Raw genomic sequence first — 23,567 nt, 5'->3', positions numbered from 1 at the left:
AAATGTTGAAAGAATTTATCTTATTAGAAGAAAGAGCCCGCAAAGAAGGATTATTTGTAGACGTACAGCCTGCCGGCTCAAACGGAGTTTCTGTTGTAGTCTCTAAAGGTTCAGACAGAGTAGTTAGACTATCGTCTGGTGAAAACCTTAGAAGCGCTCAGATGGAAGCAGAAATAGATGCGCTTAGAGCCTTCTTCCACATAGCAGAAGACCATATCGAGAATGAAAGCATACCAACTGCCCAGACAGATATCGGAAAGGCTAAGGCTCAGGCTGAAGCAAAGGCAAAGGCTGAGAATGAAGCAAGAGTCAAAGCTGAAGAAGAGAAAAAGAGAATAGAAGCTGAGAAGGCTCGCGCTGAAGCCAAAGCAAAGGCTGAGGAAGAAGCTAGGGCCAAAGCCGAAGAAGAGAAACAGAGAATAGAAGCCGAAAAAGCTAAAGCAGAAGCCAAGGCTAAAGCTGAGGAAGATGCCAGAATAAAGGCAGAAGCTGAGAAGGCACGTGCTGTAGCTGCTGAGAAATCAGAAGAAGAGGCAAAGGCAAGAGCAGAAGCCGAGAGAATGAAAGCAGAAGCTGAAGCAAAGGCAGAAGCGGAGGCTAGAGCAATGGCTGAAAAAGTCAGGGCAGAGGCCGAGGCCAAGGCAAGAGCCGAGGCAGAGGCAAAAGCTCGCAAGAAAGCTCAATTAGAAGCAGAGCTTAAGGCTCTTGAGGAAAGTGCAGATACAGCAACATCAGAAACAGGTGATGTAGAAGGTGAGCTGGCTCCGGACTTTAAGTTTGCATTTGGCCTTGCGAATAAGTTTGAAAATAACTATTACTCTCAATTGATTGTGAATCAGACAGGTTTTGCAAAGGCTGTGTTACAGGTAGATCCTAATGCAAGTTCAACACATCCTGACTTGGCAAAGTACGTTCGTATGTCGAAGGCATATTGTGCTAGTCGAGGCATTACAGTAGGCAATATGGAAAAGATTGCGGCTTATTGCAAAGAGAACAATACTGAAGTGACACCTGACACAATCAGGATGGCACTTGCTAGCTAAGGGAGGTGTAGTATGAGAATGTTGTCTTATGACATTGCGAGACATCTCATGCTCGCCCTTGAAAAGCCAGTAGTTTATGTTATTTACGATCTTGAGACAACGGGGTTTGATAGGGATAAAGATCGGATTATACAGTTCTACGGAAAGAAAGTCATCTTTGATGGAGATGATGGATTTATCACAACTGATAGTCTGAATCTTCTCATTAATCCCGGATTCTCATTGCCGGAAAACATCGTTACCCTTACCGGAATAACAGATGAGATGCTTGAAGAAAAACCTAATGAGTCCGATGTATTTCGGACCATTAAGGATTTCATGGAAGGCTGTGTTCCCATTGGCTTCTGTAACAGAAGATTCGACGATGAAATGCTCGATTCCATGTTCAGAAGATGCAGCGGAGAATCCTTTACGTTTGATTATGAGATAGACGTATACGATCTTGCCAAAGTCCTAATAATGGACGGTGAGACCTCCAATAGAAAACTCAAGACATATGTCACAGAGTTAAACATTGTGGGGCCTGATCACAGCTTCCACGATGCTTCAGCGGACGTGGATGCCACAGAGAAACTCCTGTCCTATCTCATTCCTTTTGCAAGAAGGCATGTAGAAAAGATCATTCCGCTTCTTGTGAAAAACAAAGTAAAGAGACTCAAATATTTTGAAAATAAGTCACTTTCAAGGGATGCTTCGAAGGATAATTGTATTTACATCGCCACCGACAATGGTGATTTTAAATACATGGAAAAAGAAAAATGGCAATGCACTACATCTGATCGAATTGAGAGATATGATATAGATGACATGGCACATCAGTGTATGGCAATGTCCGGAACTGATAACATGGATGATGTATTCACGGCTGTAAAAGAAGCCGGTGGGATGATCTACCCAGTTGCTGAGTTTGTTTAATCGCACATATTTTTTTTAAAGGAGCGTCCAAACCGGGCGCCCCTTTTTCTATATAAAAAATCCCCTTCCATAATTAGCTTGTAACGTAAATGAGTAATCCGGAGTTAAAGACGAGAGAAAAAAGTCAAAAACTCAGATTACTCTATTTTTTTTTATGCCAGGAGGCAAAGAAAGATATGAGTAATATCACAGAAAAGTACATTGAGGATAGATTTGCCTTTTTTACAAATAGTGAAAAAGAGATCTATGAATTCATGGAAGAAAATGATGTACATACCTACGTAGAAAGGACCCGCACTGACCAGATATCAGTCATGGTGCTCCGTGATGATCCTGATTGTGGGCCACCTAATATTCCTGTATGGAGCATAGAACCTAACAGACCGTTGGCAAGGACTGTGAAGCTTAATGTTAAAGGCGCCGTGAAAACGGTCGCAATAAACGAAAGATTCCAGCCCGCTAGAATTCAAGTTCCACAAGGTGATTTTAAGATCAATGAAGATTTGGTACTTGGTATTGGCGGGAGTGCCTACCTACTTTCAGGGAATGCCTTATCAACTCTCTGTCAGAGAATTGATTACGATGGCGGAAAAACCGTAGGTGGTCTCGATAAGGCGAGTGAAATCGCAAAGAGACTCATGACAACCAAGGCAACGGTAAAGGCGGTCATAAAGACAGCAGACGGAATCGGAAAGATTCATGCATTCCTTTCAGACAGATATTGTGAAAAGAAGCTGTCTGATATGGAAAAGCTGATAAGAGAATTCCGAAAGGATCAAAAGCTAGGGAGACTTGAATTCATGTCCGGTTCCTACAATCACCGGTACACAAGGCTCCTGTATAAGCTGCCGGAGTATGAAGGGCTGCTGAAATTAGACGGCATTAATTTGGTCCCATATATCGAGATTACTAACTCGGATACAGGTAATTCCTCATATACGGTGTCGGCTGCCTGGAAAACTCAAACTAGCCACGAGGTCTTTTATTCTTCAAGGGAAAAGTTCAAGCATAACTCCCTTAAGACTTCAGACAAGGACATAGTTGCAATGACATATGCTCAGTTTGAGCATTATGTTAAGCACCTTAAGGAACTAAAGAAGAAGCCAATGGTGATTGACGAAAAGATCATCGACAAGGCTATCGAAAAAGTGTGTTTTGAGTATTCGCCTTTCAGTAAGAAACGGCTTAAAAAAGCGGCTCTTAAGAAGCTGAAAGAATTGGATCCCGAAAAGAGTACGGCATATGACCTGACAGAGATTATGTGTCAGTTGCCGGAGCTTCTTGAGGCACATTTGGCAGAAAAGGGTCAGACGCTTTGCGATGAGACCTATTTCAAGTTAAGAAAAGCGTTGGCCAATGTATCAACTCTTGATATTGAGGGGGCTTGATATGTTTGGACTGATTTTCGAAAAAGAAGAACTGGCGGTCATTTGCGGCGAAATTATCTCCGCCTATGATTTTATAGATCATTTTGAGGTAGTCATCGAATACGATGAATACCATCAAAATAGGAGAGCGTCCGAAAAGGTAAGGACTAATTTCATAGTCCGGGATGTAATTACAGACTGCGAGGAAAAGAACTACGTGCAGTCTCTTAGAAAGAAAATCTATTCAGGGAAGTTAAGTAACGGATCCCATGTAATAGCGTTCGTCCGTTTTGGAGACATCCTACATCTTGAAGGTCGAGCCTATGCAATTAAATCATATGGTGAAATCTCCCTTGGTGAAGACAGAAGGAACTGCGCCATCATCGGAGAAGTTATGAAAATGGAAGAAAAGTATTCCGATAGGACAGGACGGGAATTCTTAAACATAGTCCTTTATATCGGAATTAGGAATGATATGCCTGAAGAAGTGGTGATTAACATCACGGGCGACAATAAGATCGCGATGGCATTGGAAGAAATACACCTTGGCGACAAGGTATGCTTCAAAAGTACGCATAAACCATTCTATTCAAACAAGAGTGGGAAAACATACTACGAAGCAAACGATTACCTTGTAGTCGAAAAAGGTGTTAACGCAATGGGACAAGTCCCACAGAAAGGATAAAATATGAAGATAAAGAAGTTAGAAGTTAAGAACCTCAATGGTAGAACATTTAACGTAAGCATCACAAACCCAATAACAGTTTTCCTTGCACCAAATGGCGTAGGTAAAACTACGCTGGTGACAGCCCTGAACATAATCTTTGGGGATAAGCCAAAGAATGTTTTGCCCGAATATGCAGTTCAGGTAACCGTCAATGACGGGGTAAAGCTTGGCGTGAAAAAGACACCTTCAACGTACTCATACTACGTAAATGGGAAAAAGGTCACACTGGAGGCTTATACAAAGGTGCTCCTTGATGAAGCCTGTGAAGGCGGAGATGTAGATTCTGCAGAAGCATTGAGGGTAACTACCACATCTGAGCTTTTTAACGCTGCTCAGTCTGAGAGTATAATGGATTATCTACTCCCGCATATCGGTTCAGCACTCGATGCTGACAGAGTGCTGGGATTCAGTCCATCGGCTTCAGATTTAGCAGAAACAGAACTCCGAGCTGTTCTTCCTCCGATGCCGGAGAGCTTCGATTTAGCAGAACTCGACAAGGCACAGAAGTTGCTTTCGATAAAGAGAAGGGAGGTGAACGCGGAACTTAAGGCCATTAAAACAATGGCTGACAGACTGCGTCCCAATCCTGTGAAGAGGACACTTCAGGAAGTTGAGGATGAAGAAAAAGCGTTTATCCTTGCACACAAGGATGCAACACTCATGATACAGAAACAGCGGGAATACGAAGCTGCGGTAAAAAAGGCAGAGGAGCAGAAGAAAGTAATCGCAGCTTACGAGGAACAGCTTAAAGAGATTGATAAGCTTCTTGATGGAAGGACTGCTACAGATGAGATGAAGCAGAAAATCCAGGAGAAGAAAGAGCTTGCTCAGAAATCAAAAACAGAGCACTCAAATCTCTTGGCTACGCTTAGCAAGGACGTGTCTCTCATAGAGACTACTCTTGAAAACTTGGACAAGCCGATATGTCCTATCTCCGGAAAGCTTATCTGCACAACAGATAAGACAGGAGTGAAAAAGGAACTTCAGGAAAGCTTATTGCAGAATGAAGCGTGCGTTAAGAAAGTGCGTACTGCTCTTGAAAAAGATGCTGGAACATTGGAAAAGTGCATTGCGAATGAGCGAATCTGGGATGAGGTTAATAAGCTTGAGAACAAGCGTAAGACCATAGCTGCATCCAAAGAAGCGTTCGAGAAGAATCCGATTGAAATCCCTCAGAAACCTGCCGATGTCATTGATGCATCGGAGTACGATGAAACTATACGTAAATTAAAGCTTGAAGCCCAGGACATCAAGGATACAGAGCAGAAGAAAGAGCTTGAAGGTAAGATAGGAAAGCTTACCGAGAGTGCCGAAACTCTTGATATCCTTGTTAAAGCATTGGATTCAAAGGGTGTGATTAAGGCCCAGTGTGTAGACCTTTGCATACAGGACATAAACACTCTTTTGGAAGATCGTGCCGGACAGGTAATGGAAGGATTCTCAATATGCCTTAGACCTGAGAATGGAATAACAATCTATGCAAAAACTCCAAACAACAAGGAGTGGACACAGCATAGTTTCCTTTCTTCTGGAGAAAAGATTGTTGTAGCGGTTCTTATGATGGACTTAATAAACCAGATGGCTCCAACCGGAGTTATGGTTATTGATAACATCGAGCAGTTAGATCGTGAAACTATCGAAAAGCTGAAAGCGATGCTTACATCTCCGGAAGTAGCGCTTTGGTATCACAACGTATTCGTTATGGGTGTAGACCACAAGGAAATAGTGGATGCTTTCAGTGACATTGATGCAATACGTATTAATGATTCAGATATAAAAATAGAGTCTGCGGCTTAATTATTTCTTTTTTTAAAGAGTGGATTCCGAAATTTTCGGAAATCCGCTCTTTTTTTGCCCAAAATACACGTTATCTGAAAAATCTCCTTTCATAATTATGGTGTAAGAAAAAATGCAGCAATGCAGTACGAATTAAAAAGGAGAAATCATGGCAGTTATAAACAAGTTTTTCGCAAAAGGAAGAGTTACAAGTTTACAGAAGATTGCAAAAGGATATTCATTTACGGTGGCATCCCCTGTGTTTGTCACAAGAAGAAGAGACAGCGAGATAAAGACAGTAGCTGTAGAGACATATCCAAACTTTTACGTTACAAGTGGTTCTGAGGCCGAAAAGTATCTTTTGGAAGAGAAGATAAAGGTAGGTGATTCTATCGAAGTCGAAGGACAGTTCAGATCATATATAGATTCAAGACATCAGGAAGCAGTTACCGACATCGAGGCAACTATTATTAAAAGAGATATTTCAAGACTCGATTCAGCTTATTTTATTCCTGGCAGGGAATACTCGACCCCTGAAAATTCCGGTTATGTATCAGGGAAGATCACAGAGATACATCTTACGTCTATTGACAGCAACAATAAGCCTGCAGTGATCCAGATAGATATATCTGAAAATGACAGAAAGAATGTAGTGAGAGCTCTCTGTTATGGGGCTATTAAATCAAAGATTTTAAAGGAGGCCCATGTTGGTGATGAGATAAAGACATACGGAATCGTTCAGACTCCGGACAAGAAAGCCAACAAGGACAAAAAGGTGATATTCTATCATAATTACACAATCTATGATTATGCGATAGCAGAGAAGAAGGACAGTAACAAAGCATCTTAACTCATAAAAAAATACAAAATAACCCTCTTGAGTGCAGATTTCTTGCATCAAGAGGGTTTTGTATTTTAATCATCAAATCTCACAAGATGTGGCATGTACATCATGTCGTGAAACTGCTGTATGCACATTATAGCCATTGTTTCCCTGGAAGTATCGGACTCGGGAAGTGTATTTTTTCTCTTCCGGATCATATCATCCAGAAGATCAACGACAGAATCAGGTATCACCATAGAAAATTCTTTAATATCGTTCAAAATGATTCCTCCCTTCAAATTCTTATATCAAGAATAACGGAGTAAGTGTTTAATTTCAAGATTATATAACCTATCCCCTCCCATAATTTAAATGAAAAAAGAAAAAGTCATATGGAGCAGTATGAAGAAAGGAAACAAATGAAGATTAGAAATAAAGAAAAGTCTATATCTCAAATCGTTAAAGAGAACACAGGAATGACAGTGGAACAGTTAACTGATGACAAGAGAGTATGGACATACGATTTCCATGAGTTATTCGAACTCTTGGAAAAGAAGAAACCGAAAAGGATCATCATCTTCGGAGACTACGATGATGATGGTGTCTGGGGGACCTGGATACTGAAGGGGGTCATGAAAGAAATCACTGACTCCAAGGTCCTCACAAGACTCCCACATCGTCTTAGCGAAGGGTACGGTGCAAAGCCTTCACAGCTTGAACCATTTGGACTCAATAAGGACGATTTGGTGATAACCATTGATAATGGTGTGGCCGCACTCGATGCGATAGATTACGCAAAAAGCTGTGGTTCATCTGTTATCATAATGGACCATCATCAACCGGTAATAGATAGCGAAGGGAATGTGATACTTCCTAAAGCCGACCTCATATTTGATGCGCACTTTGACGGTAAGAGTAATTTTACTGACTGGTGTGCAGGAGGGATGGCCGCAATGCTTGCTATGCAGGCCCCTGTTTCAGAGCAGTTTAAGAAACAGGCGATTGTTGCCGGTGCGATTGCAACAGTTGGGGATTCAGTAACGCTAATCGATGGTAACAGATGGCTCTTAAAGGAAGGACTCAGGCTCATAAATTCCGACAAGGAATCACGGAGCATGGGGTTGTATTCACTGATGGTAGCCATGAACTGTGAAGAGTACGTGGACGAGCAGACTATCGGTTTTTCGATAGTCCCATGTATAAACGCGGTCGGAAGGCTCCTTGATGACGGAGCAGAACAGGCTTTGGCTCTTGCAGACACGGATACTTCATTTAATGAAGCTTATGCCATTGCAAAAAACCTCGTTGCAATAAATGAGGAAAGAAAAAGTCTTACGGACTTCTGGGCCGGAAAATGTTTTGAGTTTGTTGAATCAAAAGGTTACGACAAGGATAAGGTAATACTCATATCTAATGACAGCATACATGAGGGAATCGTCGGTATAATTGCCGGAAAGCTCATGGAACGGTATAACCGTCCATCCTTTGCATTCACTAAGCATTCAACTGATGAGCTATTGCAGAAAGGTTCAGGAAGATCCGCCCAGGGAGTAAATCTTAAAGAGCTCCTTGACAGACATCAGGACCTTCTCTATGGCTACGGCGGTCATTCCGGAGCTGCTGGACTCACAGTATCAAAAGACAATTACAGTGAGCTTCGCATTGCACTCAATGAAGATCTCAAAGATATCCCATACGATGAAGAAACAATTATTGCGGACATCGTTGTAGAAGCAAAGGATATCGATGAGATATCGAAAGAAATTGACAAGTTTTCACCATATGGAGTGGGAAATCCCGCTCCAGTCTTATATATCCCCTATTTCAAACTTTACCCCATAAAAGGCAATAATCTGTATCTTGCTATTGGAAAATCGGGTGTCAAATTCCAAGGAACTTCAATTCAGGCAGTCTCTTTCAGAGGCTTAAAAGAATATGAGGAACTTGGATTCCCAACAGAAATAGGATTGGTAGGAACGCTTGGGAAAAATTATTTTAACGGGGAATTAACAACACAATTCCTCGTTCAAAATATACTTCCGGCCAAAATACCGGAAAGAGAAACAATACGGAAGACGCCTTTACAGCTCATGCTGGAAAGAAGACGTCAGAAAGGAGTGTCATAAAATGACAAACGAAAAAAGAAACAACAGAGAATATGCAGGACAGCTTGCAGTAGTAAAGAGAAACGAGAAAAACATATCCGTAAAGGATATGTATACGCCGGTTGAAGACGGTCATGACAAACCATTCCTTCAGGTGTTATCACCGTATTCGGTAAATAAGCTGAATATACTTGATACATCTAAGCGTGTTGTTAATTATGAGGGGCAGATGAGAAACATTTCTCTGTATGCCAATATACCTCAACAGGATATGGCGGATTTTACAAAGCGCGCCGATAATGCGCTTATGTTCATTATGATGTACGAGCAGGGATTGTTTACACCGGCAGCTTCCACACCTAAGACAGAAGCTTCGGAAACTATGGCCTTTGATATATTGAAGGTAGGTAACTGGGGAAAAGCAAAGCAGAACCCCGGCGACCTGATACTTGGAGCTACCGACCTTCCTGCGTTGTTAAAACAGATGGCTGGACAGAGAGCATTTCTTCTTCCGGGAAAGGATAAATACAAAAACAACGCTCACGACATTGCTGCAATCGATGCTGCACTTGAGCTAATGGACCCGCAGATAGCAAGGGATATTAAAATGAATGCTTTCGATGAAAGTAAGGCGAGCACCTTTGCAATAACCTTTTCACTTAAGGACAGTGCTCTTTTCAAGGCTCGTCCGTCTGAAGAACAGATGACAGCCAAGACGCGTACAGCCGGAGGAATAAGGATATATCCTTCTGCAAAAAAGGGTGGTGAGTTCAATGATCCAACGAAACCGTTTAGCGGTGAGTACGTCGTTCGTGGTAAAAAACTCGTCAAGGTATTAGGAGACATCCGAAAGACAGGTACCGATACGATTTACCGTATGTGGTATAAGTTAGTAATTACCTGTGACGTAACAAGAGACCAGCCATTTAACTTCCACATGGAGAATTTCTATGCTCCTGTGAAGATGCTTGGCGAATTAGAGAATCCGGACATGGCTAGGGCCTGCAAGGTATCAGAACCCGCAAAGGGAATCGATACAGAGGACTTCACCATGACTGAACAGGAATTTACGCAGTTTGTCGAACAGATGAGGTTCAACCATGATTCTGTGAAGAGACTGTGGTATGGAAACGCACGGAAAGAGGATATGGCTAGGAGGTTCAAGCCACAGCCTGTTGCCTAATAACAATTAACATACAAAGGATCGGATATTTACAATGTCCGGTCCTTTTTCTGTATAAAAAATAAAAGGTTAGTTATAGCTAACTAAATGTGTTATTATGTAGGCATAATTATGTTAGGCAGAAGGGAGAGTCTTATGAAAGCAGACTATAAGAATTGGATGCCCAAAGGGATGATAGCTTGTTCTCTAGCAGTATCTGTAGTTTTAACCATTATTACTATGATGATTGGAGTAAAAAAGAAAATCGGAAAAGTAATGCTTGCTGTTTCAATTATGTGCGGACTTTTGACACAGTGGATGTATTTACTGTACAGAGCTTTTTCCTATGACGGGAAAAGACAAATGTCAAAACAGATAATAGATGGTGTTTCTTCGTACATAAGAATTCCTGATGGCGGTAAATGTCTTGATGTAGGATGCGGAAGCGGGGCACTAAGTATAGCAGTAGCAAAGAAGAACCCGACGGCTCAAGTAATCGGGATTGATCGATGGGGAAAGGAATATGCTTCTTTCAGTAAAGAACTATGCGAAAGTAATTCACGGGCTGAAGGAGTATCGAACACTACTTTCCAAAAAGGAGATGCAATAAGTCTCGATTTCCCTGATGAGACTTTCGATGCTGTGACAAGTAATTACGTATATCACAACATCCAATCAAAGGACAGACAGGAACTTCTACTGGAAACACTGCGTACTTTGAAGAAGGGCGGTACTTTTGCAATACACGATATCATGTCTAAAAGTAAATATGGTGACATGGAAAGCTTTGTAAAGAAGCTTAAAGATATGGGATATGAAGAAGTAAAGCTCGTTGATACTACTGACGGTATGTTCATGTCAAAGTGGGAGTCAACATGGATGGGACTCAGTGGCTCAGCAATTCTCGTGGGGAGGAAATAAAAGATGGGATTTATCAAAAAGTTTTTAAATCAGACAAGAAAGCCGGAGGGATTCCTTGGTAAGATGATGGTAAATACCATGAACAGTGGGCACGCCAAATTGGCTGACTGGGGCATATCACATTTGGAGAACATAACTCCTGAAGAGATTCTGGAAATCGGGTGCGGTGGCGGAAGAAATGCCTATGAGCTTATGAAAAAATATTATTTATCAATTGTCACTGCCATTGATTATTCGGATGTATCTGTTGAGAAGGCCACAGCATTCAATGAAGAAATGATAAAGAAGGGACGCTGCAAGGTACAAAAGGGTGATGTATCAAAGCTTGGATTTGACGAAAAGTATGATCTTGCCACAGCTTTTGAGACTATATATTTCTGGCCGGGACTTGAAAAATGCTTTTCAGAAGTACATAGAGCTATTAAGCCCGGTGGGACATTTTTAATTGTCAATGAGGCAGATGGTATCGATAAAGCAAGCCTGCAGTTCGAGAACATCATAGATGGGATGAAGTGCTATACCCTGGATGAGATTGAAAAAGCATTGATAAATGTGGGTTTTTCAAGCGTCAGTAAATATCATCATGAGAATAAGCCGTGGATTACTGTTGTTGCAAGGAAATAAGGTTTAAAGATGTTAAAAAACTATATGAAGGAAGACCAGAAACTTCCTTTGTTTGGAATTGGTCCATATTTAGTCTTAACTATGGCTATTGTTAATATCATAGGGGTAATACTGTTTGGGTATGTGTTAAAGTTAGGAACCCTGAAGGACGAATGGATTATAGTTTTTCGTTTAATAGGAATGGTGCTCATAATTTTCGGTATATCTATCTGGTATATAGGAGCAGTGAAGTCGGATATGGATGACTCAATAACAGAGAATCGGCTTCAGACAAAAGGGATATATTCGATAGTTAGGAATCCTATGTATAGCGGATGGTGGATAGCATTTTCAGGAATAATCCTCATGTGGCATAATGCATGGATGCTTCTCCTTCCACTGATTAACTGGCTCGTCATGACCGTTATTCTGGTTAACACAGAGGAAAAATGGTTAACACACCTTTATGGTAACGAATACACTGAATATAAGAAACACGTTAATAGATGCATTCCGTGGAAAAGAAAAAGGAAGTGATCTAATCAAATGCCTATCGAATCTTATGGGAATCTGGAAGCGCCAACTAAGAGATATGATGTTACACAGCCTGTTATTTTGAACGGATAGCGTCCAATGCTTCTTTAAATTGTGATTATGTCATATATATCGGCAATATTTGAAAATATTGCCGATATATATAGTTAAAGAATCAGGTATGTTCCTTTAATGTTGCTTCGTCCGGTATCGGAATATCCATGCCGTCATTAGATACTAGGAACCCTCTGTCAATGAGGTATTGTGTGTAATTTGAATATGGGATAGGATGAGAGGCACCACTTTGATAGGATTGTTCAGCCAGCCATATCTTTCCGTTATAAGCAGGTGTACGCACACGGAGTTCAGAGAAGGAGTTTGTCATAGAGCAGGCCCTGTGGCCTGAACCATTTGATCCGAAACTGTTAACAACAGGGATATCATGGTACTGGTAGACAAAAACAATTCCGTCCTTGAACGTTCTACGGAATCTCCATGATCTTGGATGCCCAAAATTAACATGATATTCTAATGCTAAATCCATTAACCCTTCAAGCTCATATGGTTTGACGGTAATCATTCCAATACCTGTGTGTGATGTTGTAGCTGCCATCTCGTCAGAATCAAGCTCCTTAATAAGCTGGTCACCATAATCCATACACTCTTTTGAAAGTACCTGTTCTGTATATTCCTCGCTAAGATAATCAACTAAACCTTCATCAAAAGCACAGTATCTTAATGTCACTTCTTTGCTCACAAAATGTTTTTTTGAGTCTTCATTATAGAGCGTGGAACTGAGTGCTGTATCTATTTCCATTTTAGTAATAGTGGAGTTTTTCTCAACTACACGGCAAGGCGCCCATCGTTCTCTCATTCCTTTAAGTATGAATTCTGCTTCTTCTGGACTAAAGGAAGAGTCATAGAAAGCCTTTGGATTCGTTGCTTCTGCCTGCCACACAAAATCATTCCAGTTCTTTTGGGAAGTATAGATTTTGTGTGCTCCGCCTTTAATGCCATGAAAAACGTTATATCTGGTCCCCAGGATGAACGCGAGATATCCAATGCTCTCATTGTTTCTTGCAGGATAGCACCATACAGCTATATCCTTTAGTGTTTTAACAAGCACATCGGCATAATGGTTTTTGATCGTACCGTTCTGCTGTGGGTTTGCAACTACGGCATCACAGACATGTATATAGTTAACGGTTGACTGGTCCCATAAAACATACTCCGGGACCTCAAGGTTATAGCGCTTATATGTAGTAAGCAAAAATTCAAGGTCAGCCATAATCATGAAAAGAAGTTTTGAAGTCCTGTCAGTTTCATGACTACGTGGATCAAGAAAAGCATCAATATTAACAGCAGTCCATTTAAAACAGCAGAAAAACTCAGAATATGAATATCCGTTTTCTAAGACAAACTCAAGGGGGAATAGTCTTCCGTTATGCTCGACAAACTCTGTTGTATTGATGTATTCGTTATCTGTTCCGTATACAAAATATGTATGGCGGTCACCGACAATAAATGTACTGTAGAATCCATACTCCCGAGCAGCATCGCAGAGATTTCTCACAGCAAGATTTTCAGTAATGATTTTCTTAAAATCTTTACTCATCTCATCAGTTTCCCTGTTGTTGTACATGGTTCTTAGCTGAATTTCTGAAACGTCATAATCTCGCTTTCCCCAATCAGTATGATATACAAGGGTTTCATGTTCCTCTAAAGGCGTGAATAAACGTTTATCCGTAGAGGACGTGTTTGCTAAGGAACCTTGATTGTGACAAGGGCGAAGGACTGTTGGAGCCTCCGTTTTGACAGGAACATCATTTATTGTCTTATGAAGAGTATTGTCATAAGTCTTGTCACCTGACTCATTAAGCGAACCAGCATCTGATTTTTTATCTACATCAAAGATTTTTCTTATAAAACCCATAAAATACCTCGGACCAGTTGTGATGCAAATAATGATTATATCAGTATTCTCACTATAATTATGTATAGATTTCACTCTAACATTATAGTTGCTGATGAACCTCCACCCCTAACACCCTGACGGGCTTATAGAGGTGGTATCTTTGGCGGTCGTAACACTTACGTCTTTCGAACTACAAGAAGAGCTGTACTTAAAGTATGGCTCTTTTTCTGTAGCTGTCCGTACCAACACAGGCTAGTTCACGCAGCCTTTATCCGTCTTACCGGAATACCTTGGGGATTCAGTTCGTGGAATCCTAACACTTCAGGATTTGTGAGAAATTCAATGCTGTCCAGTTTGTTTAAATGCCACGCATTTGGGTCAGCCTTTCTAAGAATGTTTGCAGCTCCATTGATGTCAGCATTTATAACGGTTCCGTTCGCATTACGATAAAGCCCACGTTTAATTCGTGAACCGGAAAAATCAGCATTATAATTATCAATTCCATACACGGGAATATAGTCACCATCAAGAAAACTTGCTTTGGATGTGTAGCTTTCTTCCTGTAGTACAACGGTTATACCCGCCATGGAAGCCTTATACTGGATCATCTGCTTTAACTTTGCTATTGGCATCTGGACGAAATTCTGATTGTTTGAATCACCGATATTAAGTCTCTGCTTCCAATACTTATTTTCTCCAAGTACAAGCAGGCTTACATCGTGGCTTAAACAGTAATCAGCAATACTGCGGCTGATTTTGTGGATCTGGTCCCTGACAAAATTTGCGTGGTTATAACCCAACTGCCTTAGATGCTTTGAATCAGCATGCATTTTAGAATGACCTTTTGTGATTATGCTTACGGCTTTAGCCTTGTTTTTGGCATAATAAGCGTTTTTGGAAAGAATAGCACCGCCTTTGTATATCCTGGATGAACCATCCGTTGATACTATAGCTGCAATATTATCCACTCCAAAGTCTATACCTGCCTTGTTAAGGCCATTGTTTTTGACATTGATATCGTCACTTTCAAAAGTCAGCGACATGATAAATCTTCCGTAATAAGGGATAATCTTTAATTCTTTAAGCTTGCTGTTTGCAGGAATGTTGGCTATTTTAAGCCTCTCTTTGACAAGAGGTAGCTTTAACTCTCTCCCATAAACAACTGCATCCTGATTAGTGATCGTAGCCGTGCAGGCTGACTTTTTGTAATGCGGCATTTTAGGTTTGCCAAGATATTTGTCAGGATGCTTTTTATAATCCTTAATCGTCGCAAGCCAGTTCTTGAAGTCCTGCACTGCCTGTTTTACGACTGCCTGTGCTGTCTGCATGGGAAGTGATGTAAAGAAATCAGGGTTTTTTGTTACACGCATGAGCTTTTCAAGATGAGAATAACTAATAACCCGCTTAACCCTTATCGAAGGATAACTGCTTTCAAGAAGTTTGATCTCTTTAAAAACCTCTGCTTCATTAACCGTACGGACAGACTTATCCCAGCCTGTAAAACATTGTCTGATTCTGTATAGCGAAGCATTGTAAAGTTTCCACGCCAAAACAGTATAATTGTTGCAATAACCATATGACCAATGTCTGGTATTTGTAATATTTATATGGCTTACAATATACAAATGGTTGTACTCCTTAAAAACTCAGTATTTATCGTATATAATTATAATAATTGTATATATGGTTGTAAAGGAGGTAACATGTATAAACGCAAACAAAACCAATCCTATTATGTAAACAGGCACAGCTGTTTTTTACTGCAATACCATATGGTCCTTGTCACCAAATACCGCCATCCGGTGATAACAGGGGTCCTTGGCGAAAACCTTTATGATAAGATAAAAGACCTCTTTGAGGAAAGAGGTCTTAATATACTTGAGATGAACGGTGAGGAAGATCATATACACATCCTGTTCGAGGCAGACCCGATGACAGCTCCCGGAGAGCTTGTTAATGTGGTCAAGACCCAGTCATCAAGAACCATCCGAAAACTGTACGGAGATACACTGCTCAAAAAATGGTACTGGGAGCCATATTTCTGGTCTGAAAGTTACTTCGTGTGTACCGTGAGTGAAAATTCATTATCGATGGTACAGGAATACATCAAAAATCAAGGAGTGGCTTAAAGGCATTCACCCACACCCATGCGATGCGTAGCTCCTATGGACGTGGCATTATGCCTGAACTGATAGAAATATTACAAAATTTCTCAAAAAAACCTAATACGAAAAGAAGTCCACACATAATTCTCCTATACGGAGGATTAGGACTACATGACAAATTTAAGATCTACTGACAAGAATTCCATAAAGCTGATTATTCAGGCTTACGCATCGATATTAGAAGCATTCCCGGAATTTTTCGATCTATATCAGGAATATCATATAAATACATATAAGCTTACAGAAGTCACTATTCAGAGAAATCGTTCTTTTGAAAGAGACCTGATGCATGATGACCGGATGGTTGTTGTGACAGCAGACACACAAACTCTCGGTGAATTTTCTGTAAAACTTAGAGAAAAGGGTATACAAGCTGAGTTTGTCGGTGTTGGTGCCTTCGGGCCGGAATTCAAAGCATATTCAGAAAATGTTCTTGTAGCAAGATATATAGATTATGAAGGGATACAAGATATTAAGTCTGAGTATCTTGCTGAGATAGAAAAGCAGCTTGAAGAAGAACAAAAAGCACTGGAAGAAGCAGAAGAATTAGAAAGGGATATAGAGGAATCCCTTCAAGAAGAACCAGAGGAAGCTGAAGAAGAACCGGTTGAAGAAGAGGAATCACCCGAAGATGATGAAGATTCTCCGGTTGATGATGACTTTTATGACAAAAAGAAGAAAAAGAGAGAGAACAAGGAATCGGACATTCCCTCTCACGTCCCTCCTACAGAGGAAACAACTTCTTATGAGAGAGAAAACAAGGGATCAGACACTCACTCTTACGTACCTACCACAGAAGAAATATCTTCTTATGAAAGTCCTTTTGAGAATAAAAAAGATGAACAGAATAAGGGCTCATCGGAAAATAATGCGAGTTTTGAAACATCCCAGGGCACCAATCTCAGAGATGTAACCCTTGATAACCTGGCTAATGATGAGATAAAAGCTGAAGATAGTTCTCAAAAAACTGACAGTACGATTAAAACAACTCCGAAAACTCAGGAAGTAGTAAGAAAGCCCGATGAATGGAGTAACGAATATAAGGAATCACAAAAGAAAAGTCCTTATGAAACAAAAACAGACGGTTCATACAGAAACGTAACAGGAGCAAGTTCCGATGAACCTAAAAAGGACATAACCGAAAACAAAACCTACGAGCCATATAGAAGTGTAACGGAAAAGAGAGTTGACGAACCGAGCAAGGACTTATCGGAAAAGAAAACAGGCTTCGGAACAACAAAAGCAACCAATTTAAAGGATGTTACTGAAGAAAATCTTGGTAAGACAGGCACAGTAAAAACGACACCAATAACACCTGATATCGTAAAAAAATTTGACGAGATACGTGATCAGGTAAAGGGCACAACCAAAAGATTTGAGTCTTACTGTAAGGATAGATTTGGTGGCAGAAGTAACAGAGAGGATCCATTTAAAAAGAAGGAAGAAAAAGCAGAGGAGAATAATCCTAACTACAGAGGCAGAACCACATCATCCGTAAAGCTTGAAGAGCTTAAAGAAATAAAAAGGCAGATTGATGAACGTTCAGAAAAGATAGATGAACTGAATACTAAAAAAGAACGCATTAGCAAAACAGGAATCTATAATTTCGACAGTAATGCTGCCGGCACTACAGAAAAAGATATCTTTAGTCAGGGTGTCAATGTAAATGAATGGGCGTTTGGTAATGGTAACGGTAAAAATCCCTTTAATACTAAAACTAAAACCGAAGAAAATAGATTTACTCAAAGTAGCACATATGCAAATGATAGTTTATTCGCGAGCGAAATAGTAAAAACCCACACCATCGATTTCACAAAGGAAATCATGACGCAAAGGACCATTAACACCTTTAAGTCGCTGAGCGATATGAAATCTGTTCATCAGGTGGGAAAGATTGCCGGAAGAGTTGCAATGAATGCTGTAATGAGTGGTTCTGACGGACAACAGGTACTAAGAGAATGCTACATGTATGCATCACCCATGATGAATTATGCAATGGGATGTCTCCTTGCGCATGGGGCAATGGTAAACGGTGCACATACTAATATCTCGGCAGGGGTATTTAAGAACATCTTTGATGAGTATATGGATGTCATTGGAGAAAACTCCTCTCTTAACACGCTGAAGAATAATCTATTGTTTGATAAGCTCATCCACAAGAGTTTTGCGGATTATATCGATGCAGAGATAATGCAGTATTTCCACATCGGAAAAGATAAAGTAGGTGACTTTAGGTCATTACAGGAAAAAATTCTGAAAGGAGTAAATATAAATGACGCCGACATAATCAAAAAGTTCGGCATAGATAAAAAAACACTTGAAAGCTGGAAATCACTTATGAAAGGTGTGAATGTTGGGGAAACAAACTCACTCATGAGTTCTCTTATGGGAACAAGGAATGGTGGTTTCCTTAACATGGTAAGACGTTTCACCGACCAAAACATTGCAAACGTAATATGCAATATGAAATGTTCTGACGAGGCTAAGAAGATCCTTCTCGGTATGAAAAAAGCGAATATCTTTGACCAGGCATTCCTTGATGACATCATGAAAAAGCTAAAAAGAGTGAGCAGTTCTGAAGAAGCACAACAGTTTATATCACTTCTTAAAGCAGCAAATCAGGAAAGACTATTCCGTATGCCGAAGTTCTCACAGCTTATGGGAAGTTATTTCATGCTTGTCTCAATGAAAGTCGGGGAAGCACTCCGGGACACTGACTTTGGACACGGACTAAGAAGCTTTACACAGACCGCAAGAGGACTCAGAACGGCATACAACAGTCTAATAAACCTTATAAATGCCTACGCAAAAGGTGTTGCAAAGATAAGCATCCATGCATCGGTAAAGGCGACTCAGGTGGTATCGTTCATGGAGAAAGCAAAGGCTGGTAACGTGGCGAAAGCAGTAGCCAAAAGATTCGGTTTCGACAATACTCTCGCAAAATTCGGTTCAAAAGCATCTGCTAAACTCGCAGGATATCTTGCTAAGACTTCAGTAGGAACAGCTGCAAAGGCTCTCGTCGGAAAGATCACAAGCACAGCCGCATATCAGGCTGTGTCGGCAGCTGTAAGTTCAGCATCAGCTACACTCGCCGGCGTTGTGGGATCCATAAGCGCAGTATTCTGGTACGTGGTGCTAATTGTATTTGTAGTAGCATGTCTTACATCACTTATATCTATGCTCACAAACATCGATGATCCGACGGATAGTGGTTCAAAGAACGGAACTCTTGCAAACGGTATCATTGCTGATGAAACAGACTTATTAGCAATGGTGAAGGATTCACTTGAAGAAAAGAACAAAAATTTCTCAAACATAATAAATGAGTCACTTAACAACAGACAGAATTTTGCATATCAGGTAGGTTCTGTTGCAAATGAGAATGTTACATTCTACGAAGCTGAGAGAGTAGTATTCAGAGATGCCTACGGTAATGAGCTTGAGCCTAATCATGTAGACCTTAATAACACCGAAGATATCCTTTCAATGGCGTCAAGATATATACCTTACACTTTCAGAAACACTGTTAACCTTAAGGGTGATGACCTATTGGCAGAACAAGAGATAAGGCAGTACTTCATTGACTACTGTGAGTTCCTTTGGGCGGCAACACATCAGATAACCATCGAGGAATACAGACCCGGAAATTCGGCTACACAGGTTACGGGTACTGATGACGCACAGGATACATCCGGAATGGTGACAGACGCTGTCACAGGAGCTTGTACCGAGGACGGAAAAGTCATGTGGCTTCAGGAGGATTACACTCCGAATATCGTTACGGAATATGATGATGACGGAAATGAGCTTAGTCAGCAGTGCTCAAGTTGTGATGTACCTATCACAAACGGAACAGGAAGTCACAAATCAGGACTATGCTCACATCCCAGAGATGATGATCTTGATGTGACTCCAAGAATTGATGGATGGAGAAAAACAGAAGAATGGAGATGGGGCGTAAACTGCCTAAATGGTTATTCCTCCAAAGGTCACGGTGACCATACGCATAAGGTGCTCGTTGGATATGATGATCAAGGAGATCCCGAGTATGATTACGAATTTGAGGAATGTATGCTTTCAAGCGGCAGCTATGGAGATAATAAAACATATCCAAAGGATTCAAATGGTTTGGGAGGATCTTTCCATATCCACGAGAATGATCATATCCATAAGGAATATAAATGGGTTTACGAGTGTGGCGGACACATGGGAGTAGTTATCTATGTAACCATAGGAAACATTTCTAGACTTCCAGGCATGAAGCCCGCAACGGATATTGATTACGATAAAGTCGGAAAATATGTGGACTATGATCCGGATGTTCTAAAGGTCCATCGATCAAGCGGAGGACTCGGAAGAATAAATGCAATAAGTACCGGAACAAACTACGGTATACAGGACCCATTTAAGGGACAGGCATGGCCTGATCTTACTGATGACGAGATAAGAAGGATAACAGCCGGATGTTTAAGTGAACAAGGCTCATATGAAGGAGTTCTATATGAAGCATCCTTGCTGGCAAATATATGTGACAAAAAATCCATATATGGCGATAACCCGAAAGCAGTAATTAATTCTGGCTGGTTTGCTCCGGAAACACATGACTCTTATAGTTTAGGCTATTCGGTAAATGGAGGAACTATCACCCAGGAGATGCTCGATGCTGTTAGCAGAATATTACGAGGTGGAGAAAGAATAACTCATGCGGATGAACATGATTGCTTCTCTGATATATATCTGATTGAAGTAAATGGACGTAAATTGACATCCAGAGCAGATATAGAAAACCGAGACAATTACATCCCGGGCGAGACCATTATTCATAGAAAGGGCGAAGATTCTGTATATAAGTTCATGACCTTTGCCCGCAATGATAGTGATCCATTTGGAACAACCGATCTAACCTTCACTTATAACTTTACAACCTCAACCGGCATCATGGAAAAGGTTAATGAGACTGCTGAAAGTGAAGAACAGACAACACAGAATACAACGGGTATTTTGGAAAAGGCTCAGGAAGCTGCCGGAAAAGAGAAACAAAACAAGAAAAGCAAGACATAAAGGATAATAAATGGTAACTATCAGATTTAAAAACTTCATAAGAAGAATATCCATGCTCACATGCCTTACGCTCATCGTGTGCCTTATCTTAGGCACACGGGATGTAAGCGCCGCAAAGAAAGATTACGGATACCTCTATTTCTACACCATAGACAGCGAGGAGATAGAGAAGCTTGAAACAAAAATGTTGGTAGGAAGAACATTCACGTTTCCTGATCCGGAAAAATATAAGTATCTGGGTTATGAAGACGGTGAAGGAAACATCCTGTTTAATGAGCATAATGATGAAGTACATGGAATTGAATGGGTGGAAATAAATAAGGACGGGGAGCCCACAAGCAGAACATATAAGGCGGGTGATACTGTTCAAATAAAAGAAGGTGAGATGAGGTTCAGGGTTGTATCAGACAATCCCACACTCACAGGAGAAAACCTTATCTCCACAAGCAGTAGGGATCACGTATTCCTAAACTTCTATACACAGAATGGGGAAGAGATCGAATCTTTAAGCAAAGAGATATTTAAAACAGACATTTATGAATTTAAAGATCCGGATGATTACAGGGATAGCGATGGACCGCTAAACGGGAAAGGTATCTACTGGTCAATAACTGACGAGGATGACAATAAGTATCTTGTGAATAAGGGTGATAAAAAGACCTTTGAACCAGGATACTATGATGTCAAGGTAATAACCGATGATCCTGTCACAGTAAATTTCTATTATCCGGAAAGTGCTGACGGAGAGGACCTTCTCCAGAACGCTAACACAAATGAGTCGGTATACTCCGGTTCGTTATATAAGTCTTTTGAAGCTAAGGTCGGTGACACAATAACACTCTACAAGTCACTGGGTACACTTGCCATGGACTACCGCGTCTTTAAGGGATGGCGGGAAGAACATGAAGGCACGGAAGATGATGATTCCGCAAGGCTCTATAACGGAGGAGGAACATACAAGATCTTCGATAATGACGGATATGGACTTGGATTCCATGCGGTTTATGAAGAGGATGAAGATGCATTCGATCCATTCGAAAGAGATGCCAACGGGAATGAGCATGGAAACGTAAGTGAAAGCAAGATATTTGTTAATGTAGATGATATTAACGAAGCTGTTGCACATGGATACGAAGCATATATAGATTCGACAGGAAGAGTCACAAGAAACAGCGCTGCTGTACAAATCAATGAAGATGTAGTTATAAAGGGGACACCTGGAAAGATAAAGGAAAGAAAGGATTTAACTTCGTTAAAGGAAGGCGGAGATAAGAATAATCCTGAGGACTACGAGCTCGATAAGTATGGTAATCCTATTGATGAATCACCACTTAAAGATGACCTTCAAATAAATGATGTTTTGAGACAGGATGATTCCGCATATTATATGGACATCATTGGAAATTCAATGATCTATTACAACAAGCTCACACCTGAACACAGGATAGAGCTTGCATACAGGAGATATTCTTCAGCACAGATAGAGTCATACGCTAATATCCTTAAATCATGGGATGCTAAGAAGATAGAACGATTCATTGCGATAAACTTTGCCCTCTTGAAAGGCAGCTATCCGGCTGAAGGAGAAGATCTTATAGAGTGTGTTGCCGATGAATACAAAGGCAGTGACAGCATCATATGGAAAGCCGAATACTTGAATGAGAAGGCGTATAGGAAACTGGTCCAGCTAAAGAAGATCTGGACTGGTTGGTTGGATGAGTACTCGGATGGTCTGTATGAGGAGTATCTGGCCAAGGAAGGAAAGGGGTCTTCCGGCGGTAGTAAGGTAAAATCGGTAGCTTTAGGGCATTAAGGAAGGGGCTGTCGCTTTAGATCAATGATTATCATTTTAGTGCGACAGCCCCATTATGTGAACCCGGGTCTTTCGACCAGTCCTAAGTGCTATTATAATACTAAATTGCCCTGTGTTTTTCAAAATTTTCAGCATGACTTCCTTCTTTATGAAGTAAAGTTCATCAGGTTTTCCTTCTCATTAAACATACAAAAACAGCCGGCGGAATTCATAAATACACCGGCAGCCAGCTTTTTATTCATCAGTGCAGAATATGATGATATAATTGTTGAAAATCCCTGTCTGATACCATAGAAAGGAGAACTTTAATGACAAACCAAAAGATCAAAGATGGGAATTATGACAATTCGTTGGCTGTTAAATGCAGTAACGGAACATTCGTTGGTCAGAAAACGGAGAATATCATCTCCTACAAAGGCATTCCTTTTGTAGCTGAACAGCCAGTGGGCAACCTGCGCTGGAAAGCACCGGTTTCGTTTGCTCCGGACGAAGGCGTTTATGAAGCTTTTCATTTTGCAAAACTCGCTGTTCAGGATAAATCCATCAGCGATAACCAGGGCGAAGATTGTCTGTATCTGAACGTATGGAAAAGTGATGATGATTCCACAGAGAAAAAACCCGTAATGGTATGGGTTCA

The 23,567-nt window shown here is 40.7% G+C and carries 18 protein-coding genes; 15 read left to right on the top strand and 3 right to left on the bottom strand.

What is annotated here, in order from left to right; all coding sequences use genetic code 11:
* The first annotated feature begins 2 nt into the window (after nucleotides 1-2).
* From BLV86_RS14515 to BLV86_RS14490, 6 genes are all read left to right on the top strand, one after another.
* Nucleotides 3-1,043, top strand: a complete 1,041-nt coding sequence (locus tag BLV86_RS14515) for a hypothetical protein (RefSeq protein ID WP_090818891.1) — start codon at nucleotides 3-5, stop codon at nucleotides 1,041-1,043.
* Between the two features lie 12 nt (nucleotides 1,044-1,055).
* Complete coding sequence (locus BLV86_RS14510; protein WP_090818889.1) at nucleotides 1,056-1,958, top strand: 3'-5' exonuclease; 903 nt, start codon at nucleotides 1,056-1,058, stop codon at nucleotides 1,956-1,958.
* 176 nt (nucleotides 1,959-2,134) lie between these two features.
* Nucleotides 2,135-3,346, top strand: a complete 1,212-nt coding sequence (locus BLV86_RS14505; RefSeq protein WP_090818887.1) for a hypothetical protein — start codon at nucleotides 2,135-2,137, stop codon at nucleotides 3,344-3,346.
* A 1-nt stretch (nucleotide 3,347) separates the two neighbouring features.
* Nucleotides 3,348-4,010 carry a hypothetical protein gene (locus tag BLV86_RS14500; protein ID WP_090818883.1) on the top strand — a complete coding sequence of 221 codons (663 nt, stop codon included), beginning with the start codon at nucleotides 3,348-3,350 and terminating at the stop codon, nucleotides 4,008-4,010.
* A 3-nt stretch (nucleotides 4,011-4,013) separates the two neighbouring features.
* On the top strand, nucleotides 4,014-5,849 hold the full coding sequence (locus BLV86_RS14495; protein ID WP_090818880.1) for an AAA family ATPase: 1,836 nt from the start codon (nucleotides 4,014-4,016) through the stop codon (nucleotides 5,847-5,849).
* 148 nt (nucleotides 5,850-5,997) lie between these two features.
* Nucleotides 5,998-6,678 (top strand): hypothetical protein, encoded by a 681-nt coding sequence (locus BLV86_RS14490; protein ID WP_090818878.1) that lies wholly within the window; start codon nucleotides 5,998-6,000, stop codon nucleotides 6,676-6,678.
* Between the two features lie 65 nt (nucleotides 6,679-6,743).
* On the opposite strand, the gene BLV86_RS14485 is transcribed toward BLV86_RS14490, so the two are convergent.
* A complete protein-coding gene (locus BLV86_RS14485; protein WP_090818876.1) occupies nucleotides 6,744-6,932 on the bottom strand; it encodes a hypothetical protein in 189 nt (62 codons plus the stop codon).
* A gap of 138 nt (nucleotides 6,933-7,070) precedes the next feature.
* Between BLV86_RS14485 and BLV86_RS14480 the strand changes: the two genes are divergently transcribed.
* From BLV86_RS14480 to BLV86_RS14460, 5 genes are all read left to right on the top strand, one after another.
* Complete coding sequence (locus BLV86_RS14480) at nucleotides 7,071-8,777, top strand: single-stranded-DNA-specific exonuclease RecJ (protein WP_175456575.1); 1,707 nt, start codon at nucleotides 7,071-7,073, stop codon at nucleotides 8,775-8,777.
* A gap of 1 nt (nucleotide 8,778) precedes the next feature.
* Complete coding sequence (locus BLV86_RS14475; RefSeq protein ID WP_090818871.1) at nucleotides 8,779-9,939, top strand: hypothetical protein; 1,161 nt, start codon at nucleotides 8,779-8,781, stop codon at nucleotides 9,937-9,939.
* Nucleotides 9,940-10,074: 135 nt separating this feature from the next.
* Nucleotides 10,075-10,839 carry a class I SAM-dependent methyltransferase gene (locus tag BLV86_RS14470; RefSeq protein ID WP_031552808.1) on the top strand — a complete coding sequence of 255 codons (765 nt, stop codon included), beginning with the start codon at nucleotides 10,075-10,077 and terminating at the stop codon, nucleotides 10,837-10,839.
* Nucleotides 10,840-10,842: 3 nt separating this feature from the next.
* A complete protein-coding gene (locus tag BLV86_RS14465; protein WP_031552811.1) occupies nucleotides 10,843-11,463 on the top strand; it encodes a class I SAM-dependent methyltransferase in 621 nt (206 codons plus the stop codon).
* A gap of 9 nt (nucleotides 11,464-11,472) precedes the next feature.
* Nucleotides 11,473-11,979, top strand: coding sequence for a methyltransferase family protein (locus BLV86_RS14460; RefSeq protein WP_031552815.1), 507 nt, complete (start codon nucleotides 11,473-11,475; stop codon nucleotides 11,977-11,979).
* Nucleotides 11,980-12,151: 172 nt separating this feature from the next.
* Here BLV86_RS14460 and BLV86_RS14455 read toward each other — a convergent pair whose 3' ends face one another.
* Together BLV86_RS14455 and BLV86_RS14450 are read right to left on the bottom strand one after the other, a co-directional pair.
* Nucleotides 12,152-13,909 carry a hypothetical protein gene (locus BLV86_RS14455; protein WP_031552818.1) on the bottom strand — a complete coding sequence of 586 codons (1,758 nt, stop codon included), beginning with the start codon at nucleotides 13,907-13,909 and terminating at the stop codon, nucleotides 12,152-12,154.
* Nucleotides 13,910-14,148: 239 nt separating this feature from the next.
* Entirely contained in the window at nucleotides 14,149-15,516 is a 1,368-nt protein-coding gene (locus tag BLV86_RS14450) for an RNA-guided endonuclease InsQ/TnpB family protein (protein WP_090818869.1), read from the bottom strand.
* A 78-nt stretch (nucleotides 15,517-15,594) separates the two neighbouring features.
* On the opposite strand from BLV86_RS14450, the gene tnpA reads away from it, so the two are divergent.
* From tnpA to BLV86_RS14425, 4 genes are all read left to right on the top strand, one after another.
* The gene (tnpA, locus tag BLV86_RS14445; protein ID WP_031552824.1) at nucleotides 15,595-16,020 is read left to right on the top strand and encodes an IS200/IS605 family transposase; all 426 of its coding nucleotides are present in this window, start codon (nucleotides 15,595-15,597) and stop codon (nucleotides 16,018-16,020) included.
* Nucleotides 16,021-16,167: 147 nt separating this feature from the next.
* Nucleotides 16,168-21,117 carry a hypothetical protein gene (locus BLV86_RS14440; RefSeq protein WP_090818866.1) on the top strand — a complete coding sequence of 1,650 codons (4,950 nt, stop codon included), beginning with the start codon at nucleotides 16,168-16,170 and terminating at the stop codon, nucleotides 21,115-21,117.
* Nucleotides 21,118-21,127: 10 nt separating this feature from the next.
* Entirely contained in the window at nucleotides 21,128-22,930 is a 1,803-nt protein-coding gene (locus BLV86_RS14435; RefSeq protein WP_090818863.1) for a hypothetical protein, read from the top strand.
* A gap of 308 nt (nucleotides 22,931-23,238) precedes the next feature.
* On the top strand, nucleotides 23,239-23,567 hold a 329-nt coding region (locus BLV86_RS14425; RefSeq protein ID WP_139297935.1), incomplete at its 3' end, for a carboxylesterase family protein.

This window comes from Oribacterium sp. KHPX15, assembly GCF_900107835.1.
Lineage (GTDB): Bacteria > Bacillota > Clostridia > Lachnospirales > Lachnospiraceae > Oribacterium.
Note: the sequence above shows the minus strand (reverse complement) of the source record. Positions and strands in the feature narration are given on the sequence as shown.

Excerpts from the sequence above, each read along its gene's own strand:
- BLV86_RS14515 (WP_090818891.1), top strand. The coding sequence starts at position 3 with ATGTTGAAAGAATTTATCTTATTAGAAGAAAGAGCCCGCAAAGAAGGA.
- BLV86_RS14510 (WP_090818889.1), top strand. The coding sequence starts at position 1,056 with ATGAGAATGTTGTCTTATGACATTGCGAGACATCTCATGCTCGCCCTT.
- BLV86_RS14505 (WP_090818887.1), top strand. The coding sequence starts at position 2,135 with ATGAGTAATATCACAGAAAAGTACATTGAGGATAGATTTGCCTTTTTT.
- BLV86_RS14500 (WP_090818883.1), top strand. The coding sequence starts at position 3,348 with ATGTTTGGACTGATTTTCGAAAAAGAAGAACTGGCGGTCATTTGCGGC.
- BLV86_RS14495 (WP_090818880.1), top strand. The coding sequence starts at position 4,014 with ATGAAGATAAAGAAGTTAGAAGTTAAGAACCTCAATGGTAGAACATTT.
- BLV86_RS14490 (WP_090818878.1), top strand. The coding sequence starts at position 5,998 with ATGGCAGTTATAAACAAGTTTTTCGCAAAAGGAAGAGTTACAAGTTTA.
- BLV86_RS14480 (WP_175456575.1), top strand. The coding sequence starts at position 7,071 with ATGAAGATTAGAAATAAAGAAAAGTCTATATCTCAAATCGTTAAAGAG.
- BLV86_RS14475 (WP_090818871.1), top strand. The coding sequence starts at position 8,779 with ATGACAAACGAAAAAAGAAACAACAGAGAATATGCAGGACAGCTTGCA.
- BLV86_RS14470 (WP_031552808.1), top strand. The coding sequence starts at position 10,075 with ATGAAAGCAGACTATAAGAATTGGATGCCCAAAGGGATGATAGCTTGT.
- BLV86_RS14465 (WP_031552811.1), top strand. The coding sequence starts at position 10,843 with ATGGGATTTATCAAAAAGTTTTTAAATCAGACAAGAAAGCCGGAGGGA.
- BLV86_RS14460 (WP_031552815.1), top strand. The coding sequence starts at position 11,473 with ATGTTAAAAAACTATATGAAGGAAGACCAGAAACTTCCTTTGTTTGGA.
- BLV86_RS14455 (WP_031552818.1), bottom strand. The coding sequence starts at position 13,909 with ATGGGTTTTATAAGAAAAATCTTTGATGTAGATAAAAAATCAGATGCT.
- tnpA (WP_031552824.1), top strand. The coding sequence starts at position 15,595 with ATGTATAAACGCAAACAAAACCAATCCTATTATGTAAACAGGCACAGC.
- BLV86_RS14440 (WP_090818866.1), top strand. The coding sequence starts at position 16,168 with ATGACAAATTTAAGATCTACTGACAAGAATTCCATAAAGCTGATTATT.
- BLV86_RS14435 (WP_090818863.1), top strand. The coding sequence starts at position 21,128 with ATGGTAACTATCAGATTTAAAAACTTCATAAGAAGAATATCCATGCTC.